At 65.1% G+C, this 22230-nt stretch carries 23 protein-coding genes and 1 pseudogene; 8 read left to right on the top strand and 16 right to left on the bottom strand.

Annotated features, from left to right (window positions below; all coding sequences use genetic code 11):
• Positions 1 to 8: 8 nt before the first annotated feature.
• The 3 genes from GC162_12450 to gatB all read left to right on the top strand — a co-directional run bounded on the left by GC162_12450 (position 9) and on the right by gatB (position 3328).
• The gene (locus tag GC162_12450) at positions 9 to 818 is read left to right on the top strand and encodes an ATP-binding cassette domain-containing protein (GenBank protein ID MBI1369450.1); all 810 of its coding nucleotides are present in this window, start codon (positions 9 to 11) and stop codon (positions 816 to 818) included.
• 116 nt (positions 819 to 934) lie between these two features.
• Positions 935 to 1774 carry an iron chelate uptake ABC transporter family permease subunit gene (locus GC162_12445; GenBank protein MBI1369449.1) on the top strand — a complete coding sequence of 280 codons (840 nt, stop codon included), beginning with the start codon at positions 935 to 937 and terminating at the stop codon, positions 1772 to 1774.
• A 42-nt stretch (positions 1775 to 1816) separates the two neighbouring features.
• Positions 1817 to 3328, top strand: a complete 1512-nt coding sequence (gatB, locus tag GC162_12440; protein MBI1369448.1) for an Asp-tRNA(Asn)/Glu-tRNA(Gln) amidotransferase subunit GatB — start codon at positions 1817 to 1819, stop codon at positions 3326 to 3328.
• 69 nt (positions 3329 to 3397) lie between these two features.
• On the opposite strand, the gene GC162_12435 is transcribed toward gatB, so the two are convergent.
• The gene (locus GC162_12435) at positions 3398 to 4162 is read right to left on the bottom strand and encodes a TIM barrel protein (GenBank protein MBI1369447.1); all 765 of its coding nucleotides are present in this window, start codon (positions 4160 to 4162) and stop codon (positions 3398 to 3400) included.
• Between the two features lie 36 nt (positions 4163 to 4198).
• On the opposite strand from GC162_12435, the gene nth reads away from it, so the two are divergent.
• Together nth and GC162_12425 are read left to right on the top strand one after the other, a co-directional pair.
• On the top strand, positions 4199 to 4852 hold the full coding sequence (gene nth, locus GC162_12430; protein ID MBI1369446.1) for an endonuclease III: 654 nt from the start codon (positions 4199 to 4201) through the stop codon (positions 4850 to 4852).
• Positions 4853 to 4956: 104 nt separating this feature from the next.
• Positions 4957 to 5634, top strand: coding sequence for a hypothetical protein (locus GC162_12425; GenBank protein MBI1369445.1), 678 nt, complete (start codon positions 4957 to 4959; stop codon positions 5632 to 5634).
• A gap of 8 nt (positions 5635 to 5642) precedes the next feature.
• Here the strand turns inward: GC162_12425 and GC162_12420 are convergent, their stop codons facing one another.
• From GC162_12420 to GC162_12405, 4 genes are read right to left on the bottom strand one after another with little or no spacing between them, the layout of a single operon-like run.
• On the bottom strand, positions 5643 to 6518 hold the full coding sequence (locus GC162_12420; GenBank protein ID MBI1369444.1) for a prepilin-type N-terminal cleavage/methylation domain-containing protein: 876 nt from the start codon (positions 6516 to 6518) through the stop codon (positions 5643 to 5645).
• A gap of 8 nt (positions 6519 to 6526) precedes the next feature.
• Complete coding sequence (locus tag GC162_12415) at positions 6527 to 8104, bottom strand: hypothetical protein (GenBank protein ID MBI1369443.1); 1578 nt, start codon at positions 8102 to 8104, stop codon at positions 6527 to 6529.
• Positions 8101 to 9666, bottom strand: a complete 1566-nt coding sequence (locus GC162_12410) for a hypothetical protein (protein ID MBI1369442.1) — start codon at positions 9664 to 9666, stop codon at positions 8101 to 8103. The genes GC162_12415 and GC162_12410 overlap by 4 nt, the downstream gene beginning before the upstream one ends.
• The gene (locus GC162_12405) at positions 9611 to 10132 is read right to left on the bottom strand and encodes a sigma-70 family RNA polymerase sigma factor (GenBank protein MBI1369441.1); all 522 of its coding nucleotides are present in this window, start codon (positions 10130 to 10132) and stop codon (positions 9611 to 9613) included. The genes GC162_12410 and GC162_12405 overlap by 56 nt, the downstream gene beginning before the upstream one ends.
• Before the next feature lie 221 nt (positions 10133 to 10353).
• Between GC162_12405 and GC162_12400 the strand changes: the two genes are divergently transcribed.
• A complete protein-coding gene (locus tag GC162_12400; GenBank protein ID MBI1369440.1) occupies positions 10354 to 10842 on the top strand; it encodes a hypothetical protein in 489 nt (162 codons plus the stop codon).
• An 8-nt stretch (positions 10843 to 10850) separates the two neighbouring features.
• Positions 10851 to 11657 (top strand): DUF547 domain-containing protein, encoded by an 807-nt coding sequence (locus GC162_12395; GenBank protein ID MBI1369439.1) that lies wholly within the window; start codon positions 10851 to 10853, stop codon positions 11655 to 11657.
• Between the two features lie 134 nt (positions 11658 to 11791).
• Here the strand turns inward: GC162_12395 and GC162_12390 are convergent, their stop codons facing one another.
• A complete protein-coding gene (locus GC162_12390) occupies positions 11792 to 12364 on the bottom strand; it encodes a hypothetical protein (GenBank protein MBI1369438.1) in 573 nt (190 codons plus the stop codon).
• Between the two features lie 69 nt (positions 12365 to 12433).
• Positions 12434 to 13327, bottom strand: coding sequence for a hypothetical protein (locus GC162_12385; protein MBI1369437.1), 894 nt, complete (start codon positions 13325 to 13327; stop codon positions 12434 to 12436).
• Positions 13328 to 13384: 57 nt separating this feature from the next.
• On the opposite strand from GC162_12385, the gene GC162_12380 reads away from it, so the two are divergent.
• Positions 13385 to 14563 (top strand): aldo/keto reductase, encoded by a 1179-nt coding sequence (locus tag GC162_12380; protein ID MBI1369436.1) that lies wholly within the window; start codon positions 13385 to 13387, stop codon positions 14561 to 14563.
• Between the two features lie 46 nt (positions 14564 to 14609).
• On the opposite strand, the gene GC162_12375 is transcribed toward GC162_12380, so the two are convergent.
• The 9 genes and pseudogenes from GC162_12375 to GC162_12335 all read right to left on the bottom strand — a co-directional run bounded on the left by GC162_12375 (position 14610) and on the right by GC162_12335 (position 22052).
• Positions 14610 to 15638, bottom strand: coding sequence for an alpha/beta hydrolase fold domain-containing protein (locus GC162_12375; GenBank protein MBI1369435.1), 1029 nt, complete (start codon positions 15636 to 15638; stop codon positions 14610 to 14612).
• A gap of 175 nt (positions 15639 to 15813) precedes the next feature.
• Positions 15814 to 17082, bottom strand: coding sequence for a L,D-transpeptidase family protein (locus tag GC162_12370; protein ID MBI1369434.1), 1269 nt, complete (start codon positions 17080 to 17082; stop codon positions 15814 to 15816).
• A gap of 29 nt (positions 17083 to 17111) precedes the next feature.
• Positions 17112 to 17714, bottom strand: coding sequence for a 5-formyltetrahydrofolate cyclo-ligase (locus GC162_12365; GenBank protein ID MBI1369433.1), 603 nt, complete (start codon positions 17712 to 17714; stop codon positions 17112 to 17114).
• Positions 17715 to 17806: 92 nt separating this feature from the next.
• A complete protein-coding gene (locus GC162_12360) occupies positions 17807 to 19195 on the bottom strand; it encodes an AAA family ATPase (GenBank protein ID MBI1369432.1) in 1389 nt (462 codons plus the stop codon).
• A gap of 51 nt (positions 19196 to 19246) precedes the next feature.
• On the bottom strand, positions 19247 to 19618 hold the full coding sequence (locus tag GC162_12355; protein ID MBI1369431.1) for a group 1 truncated hemoglobin: 372 nt from the start codon (positions 19616 to 19618) through the stop codon (positions 19247 to 19249).
• 98 nt (positions 19619 to 19716) lie between these two features.
• Positions 19717 to 20628: a prepilin-type N-terminal cleavage/methylation domain-containing protein gene (locus tag GC162_12350; GenBank protein MBI1369430.1), complete on the bottom strand. Its 912-nt coding sequence runs from the start codon at positions 20626 to 20628 to the stop codon at positions 19717 to 19719.
• A 65-nt stretch (positions 20629 to 20693) separates the two neighbouring features.
• Complete coding sequence (locus GC162_12345; GenBank protein ID MBI1369429.1) at positions 20694 to 21476, bottom strand: hypothetical protein; 783 nt, start codon at positions 21474 to 21476, stop codon at positions 20694 to 20696.
• A 28-nt stretch (positions 21477 to 21504) separates the two neighbouring features.
• On the bottom strand, positions 21505 to 21954 hold the full coding sequence (locus GC162_12340) for a hypothetical protein (GenBank protein MBI1369428.1): 450 nt from the start codon (positions 21952 to 21954) through the stop codon (positions 21505 to 21507).
• Positions 21955 to 21968: 14 nt separating this feature from the next.
• Positions 21969 to 22052, bottom strand: a pseudogene (locus GC162_12335) (NrdH-redoxin).
• Positions 22053 to 22230 lie beyond the last annotated feature (178 nt).

The raw sequence follows: 22230 nt of genomic DNA, 5'->3' as shown, positions 1-22230 counted from the left end.
CCGTCTTCATGGAGTCTTTCATGACTGACCCAGCCCCGATTCTTCAAGCCCGCGACCTTTCCCTCGGATATGGTCGGCGGACGATTCTGCGCAACGTGACGTTCACCATTGAGCGCGGTCAGCGATGGTTCATCGTCGGCCCCAACGGGCAGGGCAAGACCACGCTCCTGCGCGGCATCCTCGGACTCATCCCTGCCGACCCCGTCGCATTGAAGCGCGACCCCGTGACGATGCGACCCGATCGCATCGGCTTCGTGCCCCAGCGCTGCGACCTGAACCCGACGTTGCCGACGACCGTGCGCGAATTCGTCGGCCTGGGGCTCATCGGCCAGCGCGTCGATCGGTCGGAACGCGAAGCACGCATGATCGAAGCGCTGCAAAGCGTGTCGCTCGATGATCGCATCGACGCGGACTACTGGTCGCTGTCCGGCGGGCAGCGCCAGCGGGCGCTGCTCGCCCGCGCCATGATCCGTCGCCCCGCCGTGCTGGTGCTTGACGAACCGGCCAGCGGGCTGGACCTGACCAGCGAAGACGCCCTGATGCGGGCGCTGGCGGAGCTGAATCACGCGACGAATCTGACGATTCTGTTTGTCACGCACAACGTTGAACTGGCGGCGCGCTATGCGACGCACATCGCGCTGGTGCATGGCGGCGAAGTCCGAGCCGGTCCGGCGGGCGACATTCTTCAAAGCGATCTGCTGGAGCGCGTCTACGGCGTGCCGATCACCATCACGCAGGAAGCCGAAGGCGTCATCGCCGCCCACGTCGGCCGATCTTCTTACCCCCATCCCTCCGAGGTGGGGGCAGGGGGAGGGTGAGTCGTATCAGTTCTGCTCCGTCCCGTTTCGATGCGGATATATCACGACCGACACGATTCACCCCCACCCAACCTCCCCCTCGGCAGGGGAGGAGTGAGGAAGGAAACGCCTGACCGATGATTCACGACTTCTGCCAGTCATGGGACCTGTTCGCCAACACGTACATCGCCGGCTGGCTCATCGCGGTGCTACTTGCGATGGTTGGGGTCATGGTCGTCGCCCGCGATCAGATTTTCATCGGCGCGGCGGTCGCGCAGGCGTCGACGCTTGGCATCGCGCTGGCGATGATCGGCGCGACGTGGTTCGGGCACGGCGTCGACGATGCGGCCTTCGCGCCGCTGGCGGCGGTGGTCTTCGCCGTCGGCGCGGCTGTGCTGACGGCAAGGCCCGGGCAGATCGGGCGCGAGTCGCACGAGGCGGTGACGGGATGGGTCTTTCTCGGCGCGTCGGCGGGCGCGATTCTGCTCGTGACTCATTCGCCGCACGGGCTCGACGAAGTGCAGCGGCTTCTCGCTTCGAGCATCATCGGCGCTTCGCTCGCCGACGTCGCCGTCTTCGCCGCGCTGGCGATCGTCACGGTGGTCATCATCACCTTGGCGCACCGCACGCTGCGACTGCTCGTCATGGACGAACAGACCGCGGCCGTGCTGGGCGTGCGCGTGCGGCTGTGGAACTTCGCCATCGCGATCTGGCTGGGCCTGACACTCGGACTGTCGCTGCGCACGAGCGGGATGCTCTACGCCTTCGGCTGCCTCGTCCTGCCGGCGCTGGCGGCGAAGAGTCTGTGCCGCCGCGTCGCGCCGATGTTCGTCGTCGCGCCGCTCGTCGCGCTGATCGCCGCCGTGATGGCGTTCGTCCTCGCCAATCACTACGACCTGCCGCCGGCGCAGACGGACGTCGGGCTCATGGCGGGGTTGATGTTGCCGGCGTGGGGCGTGCGCCGGCTGCGCGGATGATGCGAAGCCGCAAGCGGCTTTTTGTTCCGCTACAATGGCCGCATGACCACGATTCACGGCCTCAGAACCCAGCTCAAAGTCGGCATGGAGATCCATGTCGAACTCGCCACCCGCACCAAGATGTGGACCGGCGTGCCCAACGTCGCGCATCGCGATTACTTCGAGGCGGCGCCCAATTCGCTCGTCGACCCGATCGTCATCGGCATGCCCGGCACGCTGCCCGTCATGAACGGCGCAGCCGTCGAAATGTCCATCAAAGTCGGCCTCGCCCTCGGGTGCGAGATCGCCCGCTGGTGCAAGTGGGACCGCAAAAGCTACTATTACCCCGATCTGCCCAAGAACTATCAGATCAGCCAGTACGATCTGCCGCTCGTCGGCACGGGTGTCGTCGATGTGCCGATGAGCGAGGCGCCCGACGCCCCGATGAAACCGATCCGCATCACGCGGGCGCATCTCGAAGAAGACGCGGGCAAGCTGCTGCACGAAGCGCCGGGCGGGCGGCCGATTGATTATTCGATTGTGGATCTGAATCGCGCAGGGACGCCGCTGCTGGAGATCGTCACGGAGCCGGACTTTGAGACGGCCGATCACGCGGTGCAGTTCGGGCAGATGCTGCGCAACATCTGTCGCTTCCTCGGCGTCACCGAGGGCATCATGCAGCGGGGCCACATGCGCTTCGAGCCCAACATCAACGTGCTCATCGAAAAAGACGGCAAGACGTTCGCCACGCCCATCGTCGAAGTCAAAAACCTCAACAGCTTCCGCGCCGTCACCGGGGCGATCGCCTATGAGCACGAGCGGCAGGTCGAGCAGTTCCTCGCCGACGGCAAGGTCATGGCCCCGGGGTCCAAGAGCACGCGCGGGTGGGACGATGTGAAGATGGTCACCGTCCTTCAGCGCGAGAAGGAGGATGCGCACGACTACCGCTACTTCCCCGACCCGGACCTTGTGCCGGTCACGGTGGATGAGCCCTGGCTCGATCGCATCCGCGCGGAGATTCCGGAGCTGCCGTACAGCCGCAAGCGACGATACATGACGGATTACGGGCTCAACACCAAGCAGGCCGACACGCTCGTCGACGAGCGCGAGGTGTGCATGTACTTTGAAGCGGTCATCGAAGCGGGGGTCGACGGCAAGCGTGCCGCGACGCTCTTGCTCAACAATCTCGCCAAGCGCGCCAACGAGCGCGCGTGTCTGATCAGCGATGTCGGCGTCAGCGCCGCCCAGCTTGCGGCGATCGAGAAGATGAACGCCGGCGGACAGATCGGCTCCAACGCGGTCGATGAACTGGTCGGCCTGTGCGTCGAGCAGGGCGAATCCGCCGACCCGGCCGCGCTGGCGAAGGAGCGGGGGCTGATTCAGGTCAGCGATGACGGGGCGCTGAACGCATGGGTCGACGCCGCGATCGAAGCGGAGCCGCAGGCGGCAGCGGATGTGCGCGCCGGCAAGATGGCCGCGATCGGCCGGCTCGTCGGGGCGGTGATGAAGCTCAGCAAGGGCCAGGCGAATCCGAAAGTGATCCAGCAGAAGTTGCGGGAAAAGCTCGCATCCTGACGGCGCCCCGTTTAGCCGCGAGCCGCAGGCGAGCGCTTTCCGTCGTTCGCGCTCGCCTGCGGCTCGCGGCTAAACGGTGCCGGCAACGTGTTGCATCGCGCGGATCGGGTCGGGCAAATCGCGCAGTTCGACGACGAGGCCGCGCAGGTGGCGGAGCGTTGTCATCACGGCGCGATATGCATCCATGTCCAGTTCGCCTTCGCCGAGGAGGCAGCGTCCGCCCGCGCCGGCGACGCTTGGCCGGGCATAATCATCGAGCCGGGCGATCAGAACGTGTTTGGACATTTTCATCATCGCGTCGGTCGGATCGATGTCGGCGGCGAGCAGGGCGGCGGGGTCGAGGGCGGCCCCGAGCACGGGCTGATCCTCCGCGTCGAGCCATGCGAGCAGTGCATCGAGTTGATCTTCCGCATGAATCGCCAGCACGACGCCGCGCCCGTCCGCCGCATCGAGCAGCGTCTTGCGGATGTCGCCCGCCACGTCGCCCACCGGCAGCGTCATGCTCAGCGGCACGCGGCCCATGTCCGCCGCGAGCCCCATCGCCGCCAGCGCCGCATCGACCGCCCGCTCCTGCGTCGCGGCATCGGTCCAGTCCTTGCGGGGGATCATCAGGTCGAGGCCTCCGAGCATGAGTCCCGCGCGGCTGAGCATCATGAGCACATCGCGCCGCGCCCGCTGATCCAGTTCGCGCGGGCGCAGCCCCTTCGCCGCCGCCGAGAGCTGCACGCTGCGGAACCCCGCTGACGCGGCGCGCTCCGCGGCCTGCTGCACGGACAACCCCGCCGCGACGAGCGGGGCCAGCGTCACGCTGGTGATGGGCGAAATTTCAATCATGGCTCACGCTCCGATGACCATGTTACAATCACGCCCATGCCCAGGGAAACACAGACCGCTAAATCCGCCCGCGCTCAGCGCATTTATCACGCGCTTCAAAAGACGATCCCCGAAGCGAAATGCGCCCTGGAGCATCACGATGCGTACGAGCTTCTGATGGCGACGATTCTCTCGGCCCAGTGTACGGACGAGCGCGTGAACATGACGACGCCGGCGCTATTCAAAAAGTACCCCACACCAATACAACTCGCGGGGGCCAAACAGGCGGATGTCGAGAAAATCGTCAAATCCTGCGGGTTTTATCGCAATAAGGCCAGGAACATGATCGCGGCGGCGAAGATGATCACCGACCACTTCGGCGGGGAAGTGCCGCGTACGATGGACGAGCTGCTCAAGCTGCCGGGGGTCGCGCGGAAGACGGCGAATGTCGTGCTCGGCAACGCATTCGACACGCACGTCGGCGTCGTGGTGGACACGCATGTCAAACGCATTGCCCATCGCATGGGGCTGACCACGCACACGGCCCCAGAGAAGATCGAGCCGGATTTGATGAAGCTTTTTGAGCGGGATCAATGGACGATGCTCTCGCACCTGCTCATCTGGCACGGCCGGCGAACCTGCCAGGCGCGGAAGCCGGACTGCGAGCAGTGTGTCGTGAGGAATGATTGTCCGAAGGTTGGAGTCGAGTGAGGATGGAGACGATGTGTTTTATGCTTCGGTTAACGAATAGCAAATACCTGATGACCATTCACCAATGCATTTGCTATTAGGCATTGGGTATTGGTGATTGGTTAATGAAAATCATGGATAGCACACCGATCATCACTTCGATCAAACCGCTCAAAGGCGATCCCCTGCGGTGCGTGGTGCGCGTCGGCAAGGAGAAGGTGGCGACGCTGAAGATCGAGCATCTGGGGGAGCTGGGGATTCGCGTTGGGGATGTGTGGGACGAGGCGACGGCGGCGCGCGTCGGGCGCGTGGCGATGACCGATGAAGCGCGGCGGAAGGCGCTGTCGCTGATCAATCGGCGCGACTACTCCAGCGGCGAGCTGGCGAACAAGCTGCGGCAGAAGGGGTATGAGAGCGCGGTGATCGAACCGCTGGTGGCGGATCTTTTGGCGAAGCGCTATCTGGATGACGAGGCGTACGGGCGGTCGGCGATCGCCTCGATCCGTGCGCGGAAGCCGGCGGGGCGGCGGCTCATCGAACAGAAGCTCATGCTCAAACGCCTGCCGCGCAAGCTCATCGAGAAGCTGGTGCGCGAAGCGGAGGGCGAGCACGATGCGGTCGGCGAAGCCCGCCGACTGGCGGAGCAGCGACTCAAGTCCGCGGCGCTGCGGCGCTGCGAACCGGCCAAGCGGCGGCAGCGCGTGTGGTCGCTATTGGCACGGCGCGGATTCGATCCAGGAGTGATCGCTCAGGCGATGCGCGGACTGAGCGGACTGAGCGATGAAGATGAACCGACATACTGAATCGATCGTCAGGGAGCGCCGCTGACGGGGGTGGTGGTGTCGTAGTTGCGGTGCCATTTGAGCGCCCAGACCTCCACGAGCGGGACCGGCGCGGAGTGGCCGTCGACGAAGGCGATGTTGGTGGCGTCGGTGTGACGGTTACTGACCCAGCGATACGCCATGTCCATCGACGCGACGGTGGCGGACTCGGGGTTGTCGAGATTGGTCGGGAAGATCTTGAGCGTGCCGACATCGCCGGGTGCGGCCGATCGCCATGTGCTGTCGCCGAGGATGGGGGTGATCGACGGCTGGCGGATGGCATTGACGCCCTGATACCGATTGGCCGGGAGGCCGTACGCGGCGTTGGGGCAGAGATTGACGTTGTAGCCGTAGCTGGCGGTCATGTACGGATCACCGGGTTTATAGCCGGGGCGTTGCTCGCTCCACGTCATGGTCGCCGTGCCCATCCGGACGCCGGGGATGCCGGTATTGCCGACGCCTTCGGGGGGCGGGGGGTTGAGCGTGCTGGGACAGATCAGCAACCCGGTCGAATCGTTGTAGTACTTGCGCAGGACGCCGGTCCAGATCTGATGGTCCGGACGCTGCAGGATGTAGTCGAAAAGCCCGCCGCGCCAGTCGACGGTGTACGCGGTCCACGCAATCGTCCACTGATGCGTCGTCGCCAGACACGCCACGCGCTTGGACACCGCGCGCGCTTTGTTGAGCGAAGGCAACAGAATCGAAATGAGCAGGGCGATGATGGCGACGACGACGAGCAGCTCGATAAGGGTGAAACCATGTCGGCATCGAGCGCGCCATTTAGCGGCGGGGCATGCCCCGCGCGGCATGCGCACTTGGCCGCGCGGGGCAAGCCCCGCCGCAAAATGCGTTTCGTGATGTTGCATCGTCTGTGTCATTTGCGTCGGCGCACCGTGATGAGCGTCATCAGCGCCAATCCCGCGGGCAGGGCGGCGGGGGTCGGGACGGCGGCGATGACGAGGTTGTCGAACACCGCATCGTTGTTACGCGCTTCGAGCGCCAGGAAGTTGGAGCCGTCGGTGTCCCATGTGAAGGCGTACCCGCCGAACGCGGCCGAGGGGTCCAGGTCGATCATGACGCCGTTGACGAAGGCGTAGACGACCGCGCCGGTGCCGCTGTTGGCGTTGGCGGTCATGACGACGATGCGGATGTTGTAGGTTTCGGTGGCGACGGGGTTGGCGTCGAAGATCAGGTCGTTGATCTTGTTGACGCCGTTGTCGAAGGTCTGGTACTTGCCATTGTCGCGGAAGAGGATGCCGAAGTCGGCGGACCCGCTGGTGACCGCGGCGGTGGCGTTGCCGGTGGTGCGGCTGGCGCTGGTGTGGCCGAAGCTGAGGGCGAACCAGTTGGTGTTCGTGCCGGTATCGGAGGCATCGGACACCGGGTTGACATCGAAATCGACGACGAAACCGCCCTGTGCGGCGATGAGCGCGGCGGCGGCGCCGGCGGCGAGATTCAGATCGGGCGAGATCGTCATCGAACCGGCCGGGTCGAAGAACACCTGATTGTTGACGATCGTCGCACTGGTGGACCCGCCGGTGGAGTAGTTGGTCACGGCGGCGAGGCCGGTCTGGCGCGCGGCGAGGTTGTCATTGATGCCCGAGGTCACGCTGGTGAAATTGTCGGTGAGGATGATCGGCAGGGCGAGATTCTTGGAGAACACGAACTGATCGGCGGTTCGCGCGACGCTCGAGGCGCGGACTTCATCGATGGTGCCGGGCAGGTTCTCGCCCGAGCCGTTGAAGCGATTGCCCAGCACGGTGCGATTGGCGGTTCCGCTGGTCACGTCGGCGTTGAGGCCGTCGACGCCGATGAGGTTCGCGCGGGTGACGCCGGGCGCGGCGCGGGTCCAGTAGAGTTTGACGCCCTGCGGGTCGGACGGGTCGCCGTTGTAAGAGACGGCGACATGGAACCATTCGTCGGCGACGAAGGCGTCCTTGCCCGTGGTGGGGATCACGGCGGTGGCGGTGTCGACGGTGCCGGTGGCTTTGACGAACTGGAGGTTTCCGCCGTTGATGCGGAACTGGAAGTATGCGGCGATGTCATCCTGCTTGGTGAGCAGTTGGATTTCATCGCCGTTGCTGATCGACGAAGTCCTGATGAGCATGTCATAGGTGAACGCGCCGTCGGCTCCCTGCCACGCGGCGGGCGTGCTCGTGTTGCCCGGACCCAGCGATTGAATGAGCCCCGCGGCGGAAATCGACGAATCGGCGGGTCCGATCGACACGGCGTTGCCGAAGAAGCCGGTGACGAAGCTCGAGAGTGTGCCTTTGGAGTCGAAGTTGATGGGCGTGCCGGAGCCGGAGTCGACGGCGGGGACGTTCGACTCATTGAGATGATAAAGATGCAGCGTGTTGGCGTCGGTCGTGTAAGGCGCGACATCGGCGCGCAGGGCCGGCGCGGCGGTCAGACAGACGGCGGCGGCGAGGGCGAAACGTGCGGACAATCTCATGGCGTGTCTCCTTGTTCTGAGGTCGGGCGGGGACGCGAGGCGTTGTACAGATCGAGCACCTGCTCTTCGCTCATGGCGCGTTTAATGAGAATCAGATCATCGAGGTCCCCGCGGAAGCGGTACTGATCGGGCTGATCCGGCCGGGCGCCGATCTTCATGTTGGCGATGCGATCAGTGCGCGTCGTGTCACCGGTGATGAAGATCGACTGGGCGGGGCGGCCGTTGACGAAGAGCGTGAGCTGGCCGAAGGTCGGCGTCTGCGCGGCGAAGGTGACGGCGAGGTGGACCCACTGCCCGACGCTTAAGGGCCGCGCGACGGCTTCGTGAATCTTCGCCGGGTCGGGAATCATCGTGAACTGCGGGCGACCGTCGTCGGACAATCGCAGGAATCGCGCGTGCGGGTCGGCGGAAATCTGCGTGCCGACGATGTACATCATCCGCCCGATCGCCTCGGGCCGGACCCACACCGCCGCGGTGAAGTCGCCGGCGGGCCAGCTCGTGTCCAGCGCGATCGCCGTCGCGCCATCGAGCGCAATCGCGCCCCGTTGATGCCCGAACCGGTCGGGTGCGGCCGCGACGTTGCCGACGATCTTCGCCTCCGGACCGACGAGCGGGTCCACGCCCCCGTCGAATGCGAACGCCGCGAAGCCCGCTTCGTCCTTGAGCACATTGAGCTGCAAATAGCGCCGCCAGGCCGGTCGATCCACCTCGGCCAGCGAAGCGATGCGCCCGATCGCCGTACCGTTCACATCGGCGCGGAGACCGGCTGTGAGCATGCGATGATCGGAGCCGGCGTCCAGCCGCACGCTGCCTTCGAGCACGTCGACCCGGCGAATCTGATCCTCGTCAGCGTCGAGCGAGAAGCGCGTGCCAAGATCGGTGACGACGGCGTTGGCGGCTTCGATCACGAATCCGCGCGCCGGTTCGGGGACATACGCTTCGAGCGACCCGTGCGTGAGCCGTCCCCGGCCGGGCGCGAGGGCGGCGAAGTCGCAAGGGCCGCGCAGATCGACCACCGCGCCGCCGCGGAACATCAACTGGGCCGTACCGCGCGAAAGACGGATCTCCCCCGGCAGCACGTCGCCGCCGAGCGACGGCATCGCGTCGTCGAATCGCGCATCGGCCGACTGATCCGAAAGGAGCGCCACCGCCCGGGGCGCGCCCGCGATCGGCCGGTCGTTTGTGCGGGCATGGAACATTATCGCCGTCAGTGCCGCGACCAATGCGATCGCCGCCGCCGCCCATGCCCCGCGCCGCCAGGTCGTCGATCCCACGCGCCCGACGACCGCCTCCGGTTCGTCCTCGCTCAACGCCTCATTGAGCGGCTCGGCCAGAGCCCGTGCATGAATGCACAGGGCGATGAACCGTTCGCACGCCGCGTCGTCGGCCGCGAGCAGGGCGTTGAGCTGCGCGAACGCCTCGGCGTCAAGCTGATCGTCGATGTAGCGCAGCGCCAGATCGGTCAGTGGATCGTCATCGCTCATCGTCTCATCAAAAAGCGGCAGTTCAGGCATCGGCCCCTCCCTGTCGCATCCGACGCTGAACGCACTCGGCCAGCGCATTGTGAATGCGCGTCAGGGCCATGTACGTCGTGCGCACCTTGCGATCGAGTTTCCGCGCCAACGCCTCGCCGCTCAATCCCTCGGCATAGCGAAGCTGAACGATCCGTCGGGCGTAGGGCGTCAACTCGCTCAGACATTGGCGCAGCGCCGCGATGGTGTCCTCCACGTCGTCGCGCTTTTCCCAGAGCCGATCCAGCCGCTGCATCGCCGCCTCGTCGAAGACCAGCGGATCACGCCGGCGGGAGCGGGCGGCCTGAAGCGCCTTGTGGCGCGACGCCCGCAGAAGCCAGGTCGGCAGGGCGGCGGCGTCGCGCAATTCCTCCCGCTTGTCCATCACGAGAATGGACACTTCCTGAAACACGTCCTCGGCCAGATGCTGATCGCGAACGATGGACCAGGTGTAGGCGTAGAGCCGCACGCGCTCGCGCATCAGGATTCGCAGGACGGTGTTCTGATCCAGACTCATGGAAATGCCTCATTCGCCGCCTCGGGGCCGGTCTATAGACAGGTCGCCGGGGCGGGGGGGATGTCTACATGGAAAATGAAAAAAATTCGTGGCGATTTCGGGAATTGCCGGGCGTTGGCGCGGTTCATTTTATCATTGGCGCAGCCGGGGTTTGTGGTATAATCGCCGCCGGTGTTCCGCTCTTTTGGGAGAAGGGCGAATCAGTCTGGAGACGCAGTTTTATGTGGTACAAAGTGGCGTGGTTGTTTTTGTGGATGACGCTGGCGTTCTGGGCGGGCTGCGCGGGCGAGAACCAGAACTACGAGATCAACAAGCAGTCGACGCCGATTTTCCAGGAACCGCCCAGCGGCGGCCCGGCCGGCCCGGGCGCGGGCGCTTCTTCGCTCAATGGCGCCGACCGCTCCCACTGGGAGGCGATCACGGTCGCCCCGGCCGGCGACGGCGTCCCGCATCACCCCGACTACTTCGGGGCGCAGTCGCTGACGGGCGAATGGCTGCTCGGCTCGGCCCGGCCCTCGCCTTTGCGCATGGACGGTGATTCGGAAATTCAGGCGACGCTCGCCACCGCCGGCGCGCGGTATCCGTTCACGTGTGAAGACCCCGCCAACCTCTTCATCGCCGGGACGAAGGCGGGCATCGACATGGCGCTGTCGCCCGCCGCCGTCGTCGTCACCCCGCCGTGCAAGATCGTTCACACCCCCGAGCCCTGATCGTGCGGATGTCATCGATGCGTTTCATTGCGGTCGGCCTGATCATTGCGATGCTATGTGCCTGCGCCGGTTCGCCGCCGCCGAGGCCCCTTCCGCCGCAGGGCGCGCGCAACGACTACTCCGACGACATCGCCGCCATCAATCAGTTCAATCGCGACTACGAAACCCTGCTTGGCAAGATTGTGACCAAACAGCGGGGGCTGGTCGACTACAAAGCCCTGGCGGGCGAGCGCGAAGCGCTGGGCAAGCTGGTGCAGACCGTCGCGGAGACGCGTCACTTTGACACCAATGCCCGCCGGCTCTCGTATCTGATCAATGCGTACAACCTGATGGTGCTCCGGGCGATCGCCGACCGCAGGGCCGGTGCGTCGGTCAATCCCGGCAAGGGATTCTTCGACAAGCAGGAGTTCACCGTCATCGGCGAAACCATCACGCTCGACAATCTGCGCGATCGGTGGATCCGCCCGCTGGGCGATGCGCGCATACACATGGCGCTCGTGTACGGCGCGATGGGCTCACCGCCCCTGCGGCGCGACGCCTACACAGCCGACCGGCTCGATGATCAGCTCAACGATCAGTCCGAGCGCTTCGTCAACGATGGCGTACACATCTCGGTGCTCGGGCCGACGCTCCTGGCCTCGCCGCTCTTTGACTGGTTCAAGGAGGACTTCGCCAAGCCGCCCTTCGGCGGGACGCTCGGGTTCATCGCGCTCTACGCCGACCCCAATTCGCCGCTGGCGACGCTCGTCGCCGGCAAGGACAAGCCGCTCATCACATGGCAGCCCTTCAACTGGGCACTCAACACCGCGGAGTGAGCGGCGGCGTTCGTCCGCGGTTGCGGATCATGGTTCGCCGGTGTCAGAAGGCATTGGGACCTCTGATGTACATTAACCAACTTCGCGCACCGTACGCTGACGAAACCTCGCGTGAACTGCTCGGGCGATGGGGATCATTTGCTCTGCGGGGCCGGCTCGGGCGTCGTCGGCGACTCGGCGGGCTGAGCGGGGGCTGGCTCGGATTCCTTGTCGGGCTTGGGCTGCTCGAAGCGCGCCAGAGCCAGGGCCTGATCGACGGGCACATGCCAGAGTTTGCCGCCCGCGGCGTACCAGCCGTCGATGTCGGTTTCGAGGAACACGCTGTAAAGCTCCTCGCGCTGCCCGTCGCCGACGGGGCGGATGATATCGACCTGACCGCTCAGGCCGCGCACCTGCACCTGCGCGACGCGATAGACGGGGATCGTGGCGTCGGCGTCGGTGACGCGGTCGCCGCCGGCGGGCACGGCCGCGAGGACTTGGTTGTACGTGCTGGTGAGCGAGCCGGGCGGCAGGGCGACGGCGTACTGCCCCGTCGGCGGCTGGCGCGTGAGCAGATAGGCCAGCGCCTTGGCTTCGACCTTGCGGACGTTGATGTCGTTGACGTCGTGCGACGCCATGTCGCCTTCGACGCCGGGCAGATTGATGTACGGCGAGCCGCACCCGCCGAGTATTGCCAGCACCACGATGACCGCCAGCCGTCGGAACATATCGATCGCTCCTTGCTGCGCGGAACGCATCGCCCGCGCTGATGAAAACCATGTGTCGGGACATGCATTTTAACCGATTTTCGCCGCGACGCCCGCCGCGTCCGGCCAAATCACTTTCGACCCGTACCACGTCCCCATGTCATCGAGCTCATGATGCGTCAGCGCCGGCGGCCAGTCGCCTTCGTCATCCAGACACCAGAACCCCTGCCCGAACAGCCAACCGGTCTTGCGATACAGCGGCGCTCCGGCATTGACAATCGCCAGCCGATCCGACGCGGGATGCACCCAGACCTGCGGCTCATGCACATGGCCATGCAGATACAGCACGCCCGCCGCACATCCGCAAAGCACGCGCACCAGTTCCTCCGCGTCGATCAGCGCGTGCCGCGTCGCCTCCGGCGGATGACCCGGCGGCATGCCGATCGGGTAATGACCCATGACGATCACGCGGTCGATCTCCGTCATGGCGTCGAGCACCTGGCGCAGGCCGTTGAGCTGCGCCGCCCCGACGCGCCCGCGGTCGGTGATGATGTTCGGCCGCGTCTGGTCGATGGCGATCAAATGCAGGTGCGGACGCAGCAGGCGATACGCCGGCCAGCGCTGGGGCGTCCAATCGCCCATCGCGCGCTCAAACGCCCGGGTCCGCGCGGCGGTGAAGGTGTATCGGTCATGATTGCCGGGAATGATGAACGTGTCATGGCGCGCGAAGGTCGGACCCAGCTTGTCGCGCACCATGTCGAACTCGCCTTGCGTGGCGAGCGTCGTCAGATCGCCGGTGCCGAGGATCATGTCCGGCTTGAGCGCTTCGACACGGGCCAGCAGCGTCGGCAGCCGCGAAAGATCGAAATGCTTGCGCCGATTGAGCAGCAGATTGGCATAGCCCAGCACGCGCTTGGACAGAAGCCGCCAGGGCCGGACCCCGAGCTGATACAGATGCAGATCACCCAGCAGCACCATGCGCATCGCCCCATGATAACACGCCGCTTGTCGCCGCTGGCTCCGTCGTCTATACCAATGGGCATGCTTTACCGACGTTTTGGCCGAACCGAACTGCAAATGCCCGTGTTTTCCTGCGGCGGAATGCGCTATCAGTACAAATGGCAGGATGTTCCGCTCGCCGAGGTTCCGCCGGACAATCAGGCGAATCTCGAAGCGACGATCCGCCGCTCCGTCGAACTGGGCATCAACCACATCGAAACCGCGCGCGGGTACGGCTCGTCCGAGCGGCAACTGGGGCTGGTGCTCCCGAAACTGCCGCGTGAGAAGATCATCGTGCAGACCAAGATCAGCCCGCAGGAAGATCCCGCGGATTTCCTCCGCTGCTTCGACGAATCGCTTAAGCGCCTTCAACTCGATCACGTCGATCTGCTGGCGATGCACGGGATCAACACATATGAGCTGCTGCACTGGACGGTGCGCCCCGGCGGATGTCTCGAAGCGGCGCGGCGGCTTCAGGCCCGCGGGCTCGCCAAACACATCGGGTTCTCGACGCATGCCGCCCTGCCGCTCATTCTCGACACGATCGCGGCGGACTTCGATTATGTGAACCTGCACTGGTACTACATCTTTCAGGAGAACTGGCCGGCCATCGAAGCGGCGACGCGGCGCGATATGGGCGTGTTCATCATCAGTCCGGCCGACAAGGGCGGCATGCTCTACCGCCCGCCGCAGAAGCTTTTCGATCTGTGCGCCCCGCTGCATCCCCTGGTGTTCAACTGCCTTTTCTGTCTGCGCCGGCCGGAGGTGCACACGCTCAGTCTCGGCGCCGCGTGCCCGAGCGACTTCGATCTGCAACTGACTTCGCTGCCGCTGATCGAGAAGATCGATGACCTGCTGCCGCCGATCGAGAAGCGGTTGCGTGAAGCGATGGTCGAAGCGGTCGGGGCCGACTACGCGGATCGATTCACGGAGGGGCTGCCCCGCTGGGAGGAGTCGCCGGGGCACATGAATCTTCGCATCATTCTCTGGCTCCGGATGCTGGCGAAGGCGTATGACATGACCGAATACGGGCGCATGCGCTACAACCTGCTGGGCAACGGCGGCCATTGGTTCCCCGGCCTGACCGCCGCGGCGCTGGACCACCTGGACATCAGCACCGCCGTCGCCGCTTCGCCCTTCGCCGACCGCATCGCCGACGAACTGCGCGAGACGCACGAGATGTTGTTCGACGCGCCGAAGAAGCGATTGAGTCAAAGTTGATCGTGAAAAAGCGGCGGGGCGACGCCCCGCCGCTGGACGGCGAACGTCACGGATCCGTCACTATTTCCATTCGTTTAACCGGCGTGCCGTCGCTCCAGGCGCCCATGTCGCGCTGTTCAGGCGTGTTGCCGAGGGCGATGTTGCGATGCGTGCCGTAGAACGCCGCATCGGTCAGGGCGTCAAGGAGTTTCCACGTGCCGAAGTAGTCCAGCGCATCGACGCTGATGATCCCGCCGGTGTTGGACCCGCGCTTAAGGATCGGGCGGCGCGATTCGCCCCCGGAGCTGATCGCGACCGGCGCCAGGTGCGACGCATCAAGCGCCGGCTTGCCGTGATCATCGCTGACGAGCCGCACGAGGTTCTTGTTCGCGGCGGGAACGGCTGTCGATTCCTTGATGATCCGCTTGGCGTCGACGTCGAAGACCACCCTGTCACGATCGCCGATGACGGCGAGCATCAGCGTGCCGGCATCGATGGCTGAAAGATCGTCGAGCACGACCGCCATGGGCGGCGGCAGGCCCCATGTCTTGCCCGGCTCGATGCTCATGATCGCCCGCGGGGTCGGCAGTCCGACCGTCGACGCCACGGCGGCGAGATTGGCCGCCAGAATGCCGCCCATCGAATGGCCGACGATGGCGAACTTCGTCAGGTCCGGTTTGACATGCCCCGGCTCCGTGTCGAGTTGGCGCAGCGCCTCCTTGATCGCGGCGACGGCGTTGGGTGTGAACTGAGCGGGCAGCGTGGTCAGTCCTTCCTGATACGCCGGATAGATCACGATGTTGCCGCGTTTGACCAGATGATCGATCCAAGCCCCGTAGGGCCCGGGGCGCGTCGCGCCCCAGCCGTGATTGAATACGATCACCGGCGCCGTCGCGGGCTTGGGGTCGTCGGGCTCGTAAAGCCAGTACGCGGTCCCGCCTTCGCCATGTTGCGAGCTGACGACCTTCTGATGCGAAGCCGCGCTTCCGCCGGGGCCCTCGGCGGGCTGCGCCGGCGGCGTGGGCGGGTCGGCGAAAGCGCCGGCGCTGACGGCCAGCGTGACGATCAAAGCGCGGAACCAGCGGGCGGTTTTCATGGTGCACTACTCATACTTACAGATGAAAGATTGCCGGGGTTGCGAGCGGAAATGACCAATGTTCAAGCACCAATGACCAAGGAAATGTTCAAATGACCAATGCGCCGGTGATCATTTGAACATTTCCTTGGTCATTGGGAATTGGTCATTCGTGCCGCATCGCGGCCGGCAGCGATCATCTGACGACCACCACGCGGCTTTCTTCCTCGCTGAGCATGGAGTACACGAGCTTGATGTCGTCGTCGAGCATGCGGATGCAGCCCATCGACGACTGGGTGCCGATGCTTTGCGGTTCGATGGTGCCGTGGATGCCGTAGCCCTTGAGGTCTTCGGTCGTGGCGTCGGCGCCGCGGAGGCCGACCCAGTATTCGCCGAGCGGGTTTTTGGGATTGTCGCCGACGAATCGTTCGCCGGTGCGCGGATTGGTCCACTCGGGGTTTTCGAGCTTGGAGTGTCGCTTGACGACGAACTCGCCGACGGGCGTGGCGTCGAATTCGCCGAGCCCGACGCGGAAGCTGCGGACGAACAGCCCGCCCTTGCCCGGCTGGCCGAGGTAGGCGTCGAGTCGGAAGTCGCTCTTGTCGACAACGACGTGGAAGGGACCTTTCACGACCTTGAGCCGCATGCCTACGCGGAGTTTGCGGGGCTCCAGATCGCCGTTGATGTGCGAGATGAACTGCCAGGGCACATGATAGTTCTTGGCGATGTTCGCCAGCACGTCCCCGGCCTGCACCACATAAGTATCCGCATACGGATCGCCCGGCTCGACCTTGGGCGAGAAGACCATGTCCTGATTGAGCCCACTGAGCAGATCGCGCAGCGCCTTGGCGTCATCGGGGCGGAGCGGCATATGCAGGGCGTTATTGAGCAGCTCCCGGCCTTTGACGCGCTGACCGGAGTTGATCATCTGACGACCGGCGTCGATCGTCCGCGCGACTTCCGGATCGAGCGATGTCGCCACGGGCGTCGGCTGCGTCGGCGCATTGGACGCACCGGCGGTCTGCGGGTTCGTCGCCGGAGGCGTCGGCTTGGCGGGCTCAGTGGTCGCGCCGGGCGGCAACTCGGCCTTGACCGCACGCTCGCCCAGAGCTGTCGTCGGCCCCGGTTTCGCATCGGGCTTGGCGTCGAGCCCCTTCGCGGCGGAATAGCTCAGATGCACATCGGCATTGTGCAGCGTCGTCGATGCGGTGCCGGCGGGTTTGACCGCGCCCGAATCGGCGCGCACGTCCGCCGGGCCGGTCGAGGACTCGCCGCGCGGGCGCATCCATGACCACGCCAGATAGCCGACGACGGCCAGAACGAGGATCGACCCGATCCACCGCCGGGCGCGCTGCTTGCGCTTGCGGCGATAGGGGCTGGTATAAGTTGTCCGGCCGCGCTGCTGGGCCTGGCTTGAAAGCACCATGACGAGAAGCTCCATCTTCTGTGGTGAGGATTCGGACATGCCGTCCGAACCGCTTCATTATACCGGCGTCAAACCGGCGAATGTTTAAACCGCATCACGCGCGTTTCCGTCACAAGCATGTCCACCTGCCGATCGTGCCCGTTGAGCGGCACCGCTTCGACGACCTGCACATCCATCGCGATCCCGCAGGCGATCCCGCGAAACTCGGGCCGGGCCAGAAACCGATCGTAGAATCCGCCGCCGCGCCCGATGCGATGACCCAGCGTGTCGAAACCCAAACCCGGCAGCACCACGAGGTCGATGAGTTCGATGGGCATCGGCTCGCCGGTCGTCGGCGTGCGGACGCCGTAGCGATCCTCGTCCATCGGCTCGTCGAAGCTCCGCAGCACGACGGGGATCATGTGCTTTTGCTCATGCCCGACCAGCGGCACGGTCACGACCTTCTGCTCCTGCCAGGCGCGAAGCCCGATGGCTCGCGTATCGACCTCGCCCGGCAGCGAGAGGAACATCATGATCGTCGTCGCACGCCGGAACTCGTCGGTCCGCACCAGCCGCTCCGCCGCCGCCACCGACCGCGAATGAAGCAGTCCCGGATCGACCCGCTTCAGGGCCTGCCGCATCCGCGTGCGCAGGTTCTTCTTGGCGTCCGATCCTGGTTGCGACATGCCCATCGCGCCTCCGGCACGCGCCCGTCCCTTCCCACGCGCACCATCCTCTTACTTCGTCCATCTTCGCGCCCGGTCCGCAATAATCGACCGGCCGGTTATTCAGACGCGGGCCCGCCCGAGGGGTTCATCGCGCCGATCCATTGCAGATACTGGCGGATGTGCTTCTCGTACCCCCGATCCGTCGGTTCGTAATACTTCTTCTCCACGCCCAGATAGTCCTGCTCGACGTACCCCTTCTCGCTGTCATGAGCATACTGATACCCCGTATGCCCCAGCTTTTTTGCACCGGCGTAATGGGCGTCGCGCAGGTGTTTGGGCACGGGGATCGTCCGCTGGTTTTTCACATCCGACACCGCGTTCCAGATCGCCGTCGCGCTGGCGTTGGACTTGGGGGCGCAGGCCATGTAGATCGCCGCCTGCGCGAGCGTGAGCTGGCACTCGGGCAGGCCGACGCGCTCGGTGATCGTGTACGCCGCCGCCGCAAGCTGCATCGCGCGCGGGTCGGCGTTGCCCACGTCTTCGCTGGCGAGAATGGCGATCCGCCGGGCGATGAACAAGGGGTCCTCCCCGGCGACGATCATGCGGGCCAGCCAGTAGGCCGTCGCGTCCGGGTCCGACCCGCGCATGGATTTGATGAACGCACTGATCGCGTCATAGTGCGCATCGCCGGTCGGATCATACTGAATCGCCTTGCGTTGGATCGACTCCTGCGCGATCGGAAGGTCGATGAGGAGGTGTTGCTTGTTTGGGGTTTCCTGTTTCTGGTTGGCTGATTGCTGATGGCTGACCGCTGACGCCTCCGTCGAAAGCACCGCGATTTCCAGCGCCGTCAGCGCCCGGCGGGCGTCGCCGTCGCACATCGTCGCCCAATGATCGAGCGCTTCCTCGGTGACCTCTAGCGGCAGCTTCCCGTAGCCGCGGTCTTCATCGCTGATCGCACGATGGAGCAGCGACTTGATCGCTTCCGGGGGCAGGGGTTCGAAACTGAACACCTGCGAGCGGCTGATGAGGGCGCTGTTGACGGAGAAGAAGGGGTTTTCGGTGGTCGCGCCGATGAGCGTGATGACGCCGCGCTCGACATCGCCCAGCAGCACATCCTGCTGCGACTTGCTGAAGCGGTGTATTTCATCGAGGAACAGGATCGTCTTCCGCTCGCTTCCGGGGGTGGTCAGGCGGCGAGTCGCTTCTTCGATGACGAATCGGATTTCCTTGACGCCGATCGTCGCGGCGTTGGCGCGTTCAAAATGCCGATGCGTCGAGTTGGCGATGATCTCCGCGAGCGTGGTCTTGCCGGAGCCGGGCGGGCCGTGAAAGATCACGCTGGTTATGCGATCGGCTTCGAGCATCCGTCGCAGCAGTTTGCCTTCGCCCAGAAAATGCGACTGGCCGACGAACTCGTCGATCGACCGCGGGCGCATGCGAACCGCCAGCGGCTCGGCCGCCTTGAGCATCGAAGTGCGCTGCGTGGCCCACAGATCGGACATGCTCACATTGTATGGACGCGCCGCTCGTTGGGCGGCGGCTGTGAAACGGCGTCAGTACGATTCGCCGATGATGGCGTTTTTGTAGAGCGCCATGTGCTGGAGGACTTCGTGGACGGTGGCGTCGTCGATGTTCATCGCCTTGAGCGATTCGCTCATGTGCTGACAGAAGCGATTGAAGTGCTCGAAGGTGATGCCCCGCTCGGCGTGGGCCCAGGCCAGGGAAGTATCGCTGTGATGCGCGGCGGCGCCGAGGGCGACGGCCATGAACTCACGCTGCATCCGCCGCTGCTTGTCCATCGGCGTGTCTTTGAAGAACGGCGCGAGCATCGGGTCCGCCAGCACGCGTTCGTAAAGCCCGTCGACCATCTTTTCGAGGCCGATTTCCCCGCCGATGCGATCGTAAAGCGTAGGGGCGTTGAACATGCTTCAAATGTAACACGCGGGGCGGTGGAGTACCAGACACAGGTACCAGACGCTTCGCCGCGAAGCGCGGCTCAGCGTCGGCGTGGCGGGCTTGCGCGTCAGTTGCGTTTGCGACCGGGTTGGTACCAGTAGTAGCCGCGCATCGTGGCGCCGAAGGTCTGGTACACCTGCGCCCGGTTCATCACATCGGTGCGCGACACGGCCCCTTCGACGATGTCGCCGAAGTTGTACCACGTCACCGACCCGTCCAGACCCGTCTGATTCGCCCCCGCGACGGAGTAGCCGTTGGTCGTATCGAGATTGCCGATGTGCCAGGAATAGCTCGACTGCTGCGTGGAGGGCATCAGCGACCAGAGCCACGTCCATCGCCCGCCGTAGTAGGTCGTGTCGTAATCGGTCGTGTGATAGAGCGCCTCGGTGAACAGCGGGCCGTTGCGTTTGTCGGCGAGGGTTCGGATGCGCACATCCTTGCCTTTGAGGACGCTGGTGCTTGGGGCGAAGGTCGAGGCGGACAGTTCGCTGCTGGTCAGACTCACGAAGCCGGTCCACCGCGTGTTGTCCGTCAGGTCCGTCACCCCCGGGCCGAACGCGAAGTAGGTGTTGTCGTGATACTGATCCTGCGTCGGACACATGAAGACACGGAACGCCTCGCCGATCTGCGGGGCCTCGGCGAGCGTGTCGACCTTGGCAATATCCGGCCCGCCGAGGTAGCGATGCAACAGATCGTCCGTGACCTTGCGGCTCCAGACCCAGAGCATATGGTTCCGCCCGCCGGTGTTGGGCCATGTGTCGGGCAGCACGCCCTTGCTGTCGTTGGCATAGGTGTAGAACGTCACGGCCAACTGGCGCTGATTGGCGGCGCAGAGCGTGCGCTTCGCCAACTCGCGCGCCTGCGCGAGCGAGGGAATCAGTATCGCGATGAGCAATGCGATGATCGCCACCACGACAAGCAGTTCGATCAACGTGAACCCGCAGGACCACTTCGTGGCGGGGCTTGCCCCGCGCGGCATGCGCATTGAACCGCGCGAGGCAAGCCCCGCCGCCAAATGCGTCTTGAAATGTGCCGCCTCGTTCTTCATTTGCCGCGTCGCATTGCCAAGAATCCCATCAGCGCCAATCCCGCCGGCAGCGCGGCCGGGGTCGGCACGATCGTGAATCCCAGATCGTCGAAGCCCGTGTTGCTGCCGAGCGAACCGCCGGTCGGCGAGCCGATGACGATGCGGCCGATCGGCGCCTGACCGGCGGTGATGCGGTAGCCGAAGTAAACCTCCTGCCCCGCGCCCGATTCGGACCCGCCGGCGCCGACCTGGGTCGCCAGCGTGTTGCCGGCATCGTCAAAATACGTCGCGGTCAGACTCTTGCCGTTGGCGAGACTGACGATCATGAAAGCCGCGGCCTCCACCGCATTGACATTGGACGTGAACACCGTCGTCGTCGGGTTGTACGAGCCGAAGTCGATCGTGTACGAAAGGTTCGAGCTGCCCAGGTAGACCGAATTGCTCGTCGAGGACACGAGGTTCGCCGTCACCGTGACCGCGCCGCCGGAGGCGTTGCCGGTCAGAGCGATGTTGAACTTGATGTCGGGATAGGACGGGCTGTCGAAGGCGATGACGTTCGTCGTGCCCGTGCCGGAGGCGAAGTTGGTGAAATCATGCACTGCGACGAAGTTCGGCATCGCTTCAAGCGTCGCCTGACTCGTCACGCCCGTCGCATCCGAATCGCGATCCTCGCCGTTGGAGCTCGGGTCGATGGCGTTGGCGCCGGTGAAGAGCGCCGGATTGGTTTCGACGGCGGCGCGGACGGCGGGGGCGATCAGGGCGAGGACCAGCGCGGCGAGTGTCAGGCGTTGTGTGAACATTTCAATTCTCCATGTGAAAGCGGATGACTCAGCGGCGGCGACGCATCGACGTCAGACCCAGAAGCGTCAGCCCGGCGGGGAGCGCGGCGGGCGTGGGGATCAGGTCGACGGTCAGGCCGCCGATCGTCGGCTTGCCGCCGCGGCTGGTGGTGAAGAGCGTGAACACATCGCCGCCGACGCCGCCCGTGATGTCGAAGAAGTACCAGTCGGGCTGATTCTCGTTGGGCACGGAATACATGACGCTGTCCGTGCCGGTTCCGGTCGTCTGCGCGAGTCGGATCGAAAGCGGGATGTCCGTGCCGCCGGAGTTGTTGGTCAGGACGCCGAGGCGGATGCCGCTGGGGAGATTGGCGGCGAGGGTGATTTTCATGAAGGCGAATTCGACGCCGCTCGACGCGGTGGTGTTGCGGAAGGCGATGCCGGAGGCGACGTCGGCCCCGCCGGCGGGATTGTCGATCGCCGACTTGGCGCCATACATCAGGTCCGCCCCGACGGCGCCGGCGGTGAGGTAGGACGGGAGCGTGTTGACGGTGGCGCTGCCGGTGGTGCTGATGGCGACGGAGCCGGAGGCGGAGTTGAAGCGGAACAGCAGATAGCCGGCCGAGCCATAAATGTTGTCGCTGTCACCATCGAGCGGTTTCACGACGGAGCTGGTGCGCCAGGCGTCTTTCGTACCGGACGCGCCGGTGTCGGAGCCGACGGTCGTCACCGTGGCGCCATGTGCGAAGGCGGGCAGAAGCGCGGCGACGAAAAA

This window comes from Planctomycetota bacterium, from assembly GCA_016125255.1.
In the GTDB taxonomy this organism is placed as follows: Bacteria; Planctomycetota; Phycisphaerae; order Phycisphaerales; family Zrk34; genus RI-421.
This window is presented reverse-complemented; position numbering and strand designations above follow the sequence as displayed.

Excerpts from the sequence above, each read along its gene's own strand:
- GC162_12450 (MBI1369450.1), top strand. The coding sequence starts at position 9 with ATGGAGTCTTTCATGACTGACCCAGCCCCGATTCTTCAAGCCCGCGAC.
- GC162_12445 (MBI1369449.1), top strand. The coding sequence starts at position 935 with ATGATTCACGACTTCTGCCAGTCATGGGACCTGTTCGCCAACACGTAC.
- gatB (MBI1369448.1), top strand. The coding sequence starts at position 1,817 with ATGACCACGATTCACGGCCTCAGAACCCAGCTCAAAGTCGGCATGGAG.
- GC162_12435 (MBI1369447.1), bottom strand. The coding sequence starts at position 4,162 with ATGATTGAAATTTCGCCCATCACCAGCGTGACGCTGGCCCCGCTCGTC.
- nth (MBI1369446.1), top strand. The coding sequence starts at position 4,199 with ATGCCCAGGGAAACACAGACCGCTAAATCCGCCCGCGCTCAGCGCATT.
- GC162_12425 (MBI1369445.1), top strand. The coding sequence starts at position 4,957 with ATGAAAATCATGGATAGCACACCGATCATCACTTCGATCAAACCGCTC.
- GC162_12420 (MBI1369444.1), bottom strand. The coding sequence starts at position 6,518 with ATGCAACATCACGAAACGCATTTTGCGGCGGGGCTTGCCCCGCGCGGC.
- GC162_12415 (MBI1369443.1), bottom strand. The coding sequence starts at position 8,104 with ATGAGATTGTCCGCACGTTTCGCCCTCGCCGCCGCCGTCTGTCTGACC.
- GC162_12410 (MBI1369442.1), bottom strand. The coding sequence starts at position 9,666 with ATGCGCTGGCCGAGTGCGTTCAGCGTCGGATGCGACAGGGAGGGGCCG.
- GC162_12405 (MBI1369441.1), bottom strand. The coding sequence starts at position 10,132 with ATGAGTCTGGATCAGAACACCGTCCTGCGAATCCTGATGCGCGAGCGC.
- GC162_12400 (MBI1369440.1), top strand. The coding sequence starts at position 10,354 with ATGTGGTACAAAGTGGCGTGGTTGTTTTTGTGGATGACGCTGGCGTTC.
- GC162_12395 (MBI1369439.1), top strand. The coding sequence starts at position 10,851 with ATGTCATCGATGCGTTTCATTGCGGTCGGCCTGATCATTGCGATGCTA.
- GC162_12390 (MBI1369438.1), bottom strand. The coding sequence starts at position 12,364 with ATGTTCCGACGGCTGGCGGTCATCGTGGTGCTGGCAATACTCGGCGGG.
- GC162_12385 (MBI1369437.1), bottom strand. The coding sequence starts at position 13,327 with ATGCGCATGGTGCTGCTGGGTGATCTGCATCTGTATCAGCTCGGGGTC.
- GC162_12380 (MBI1369436.1), top strand. The coding sequence starts at position 13,385 with ATGCTTTACCGACGTTTTGGCCGAACCGAACTGCAAATGCCCGTGTTT.
- GC162_12375 (MBI1369435.1), bottom strand. The coding sequence starts at position 15,638 with ATGAAAACCGCCCGCTGGTTCCGCGCTTTGATCGTCACGCTGGCCGTC.
- GC162_12370 (MBI1369434.1), bottom strand. The coding sequence starts at position 17,082 with ATGTCCGAATCCTCACCACAGAAGATGGAGCTTCTCGTCATGGTGCTT.
- GC162_12365 (MBI1369433.1), bottom strand. The coding sequence starts at position 17,714 with ATGGGCATGTCGCAACCAGGATCGGACGCCAAGAAGAACCTGCGCACG.
- GC162_12360 (MBI1369432.1), bottom strand. The coding sequence starts at position 19,195 with ATGTCCGATCTGTGGGCCACGCAGCGCACTTCGATGCTCAAGGCGGCC.
- GC162_12355 (MBI1369431.1), bottom strand. The coding sequence starts at position 19,618 with ATGTTCAACGCCCCTACGCTTTACGATCGCATCGGCGGGGAAATCGGC.
- GC162_12350 (MBI1369430.1), bottom strand. The coding sequence starts at position 20,628 with ATGCCGCGCGGGGCAAGCCCCGCCACGAAGTGGTCCTGCGGGTTCACG.
- GC162_12345 (MBI1369429.1), bottom strand. The coding sequence starts at position 21,476 with ATGTTCACACAACGCCTGACACTCGCCGCGCTGGTCCTCGCCCTGATC.
- GC162_12340 (MBI1369428.1), bottom strand. The coding sequence starts at position 21,954 with ATGTATGGCGCCAAGTCGGCGATCGACAATCCCGCCGGCGGGGCCGAC.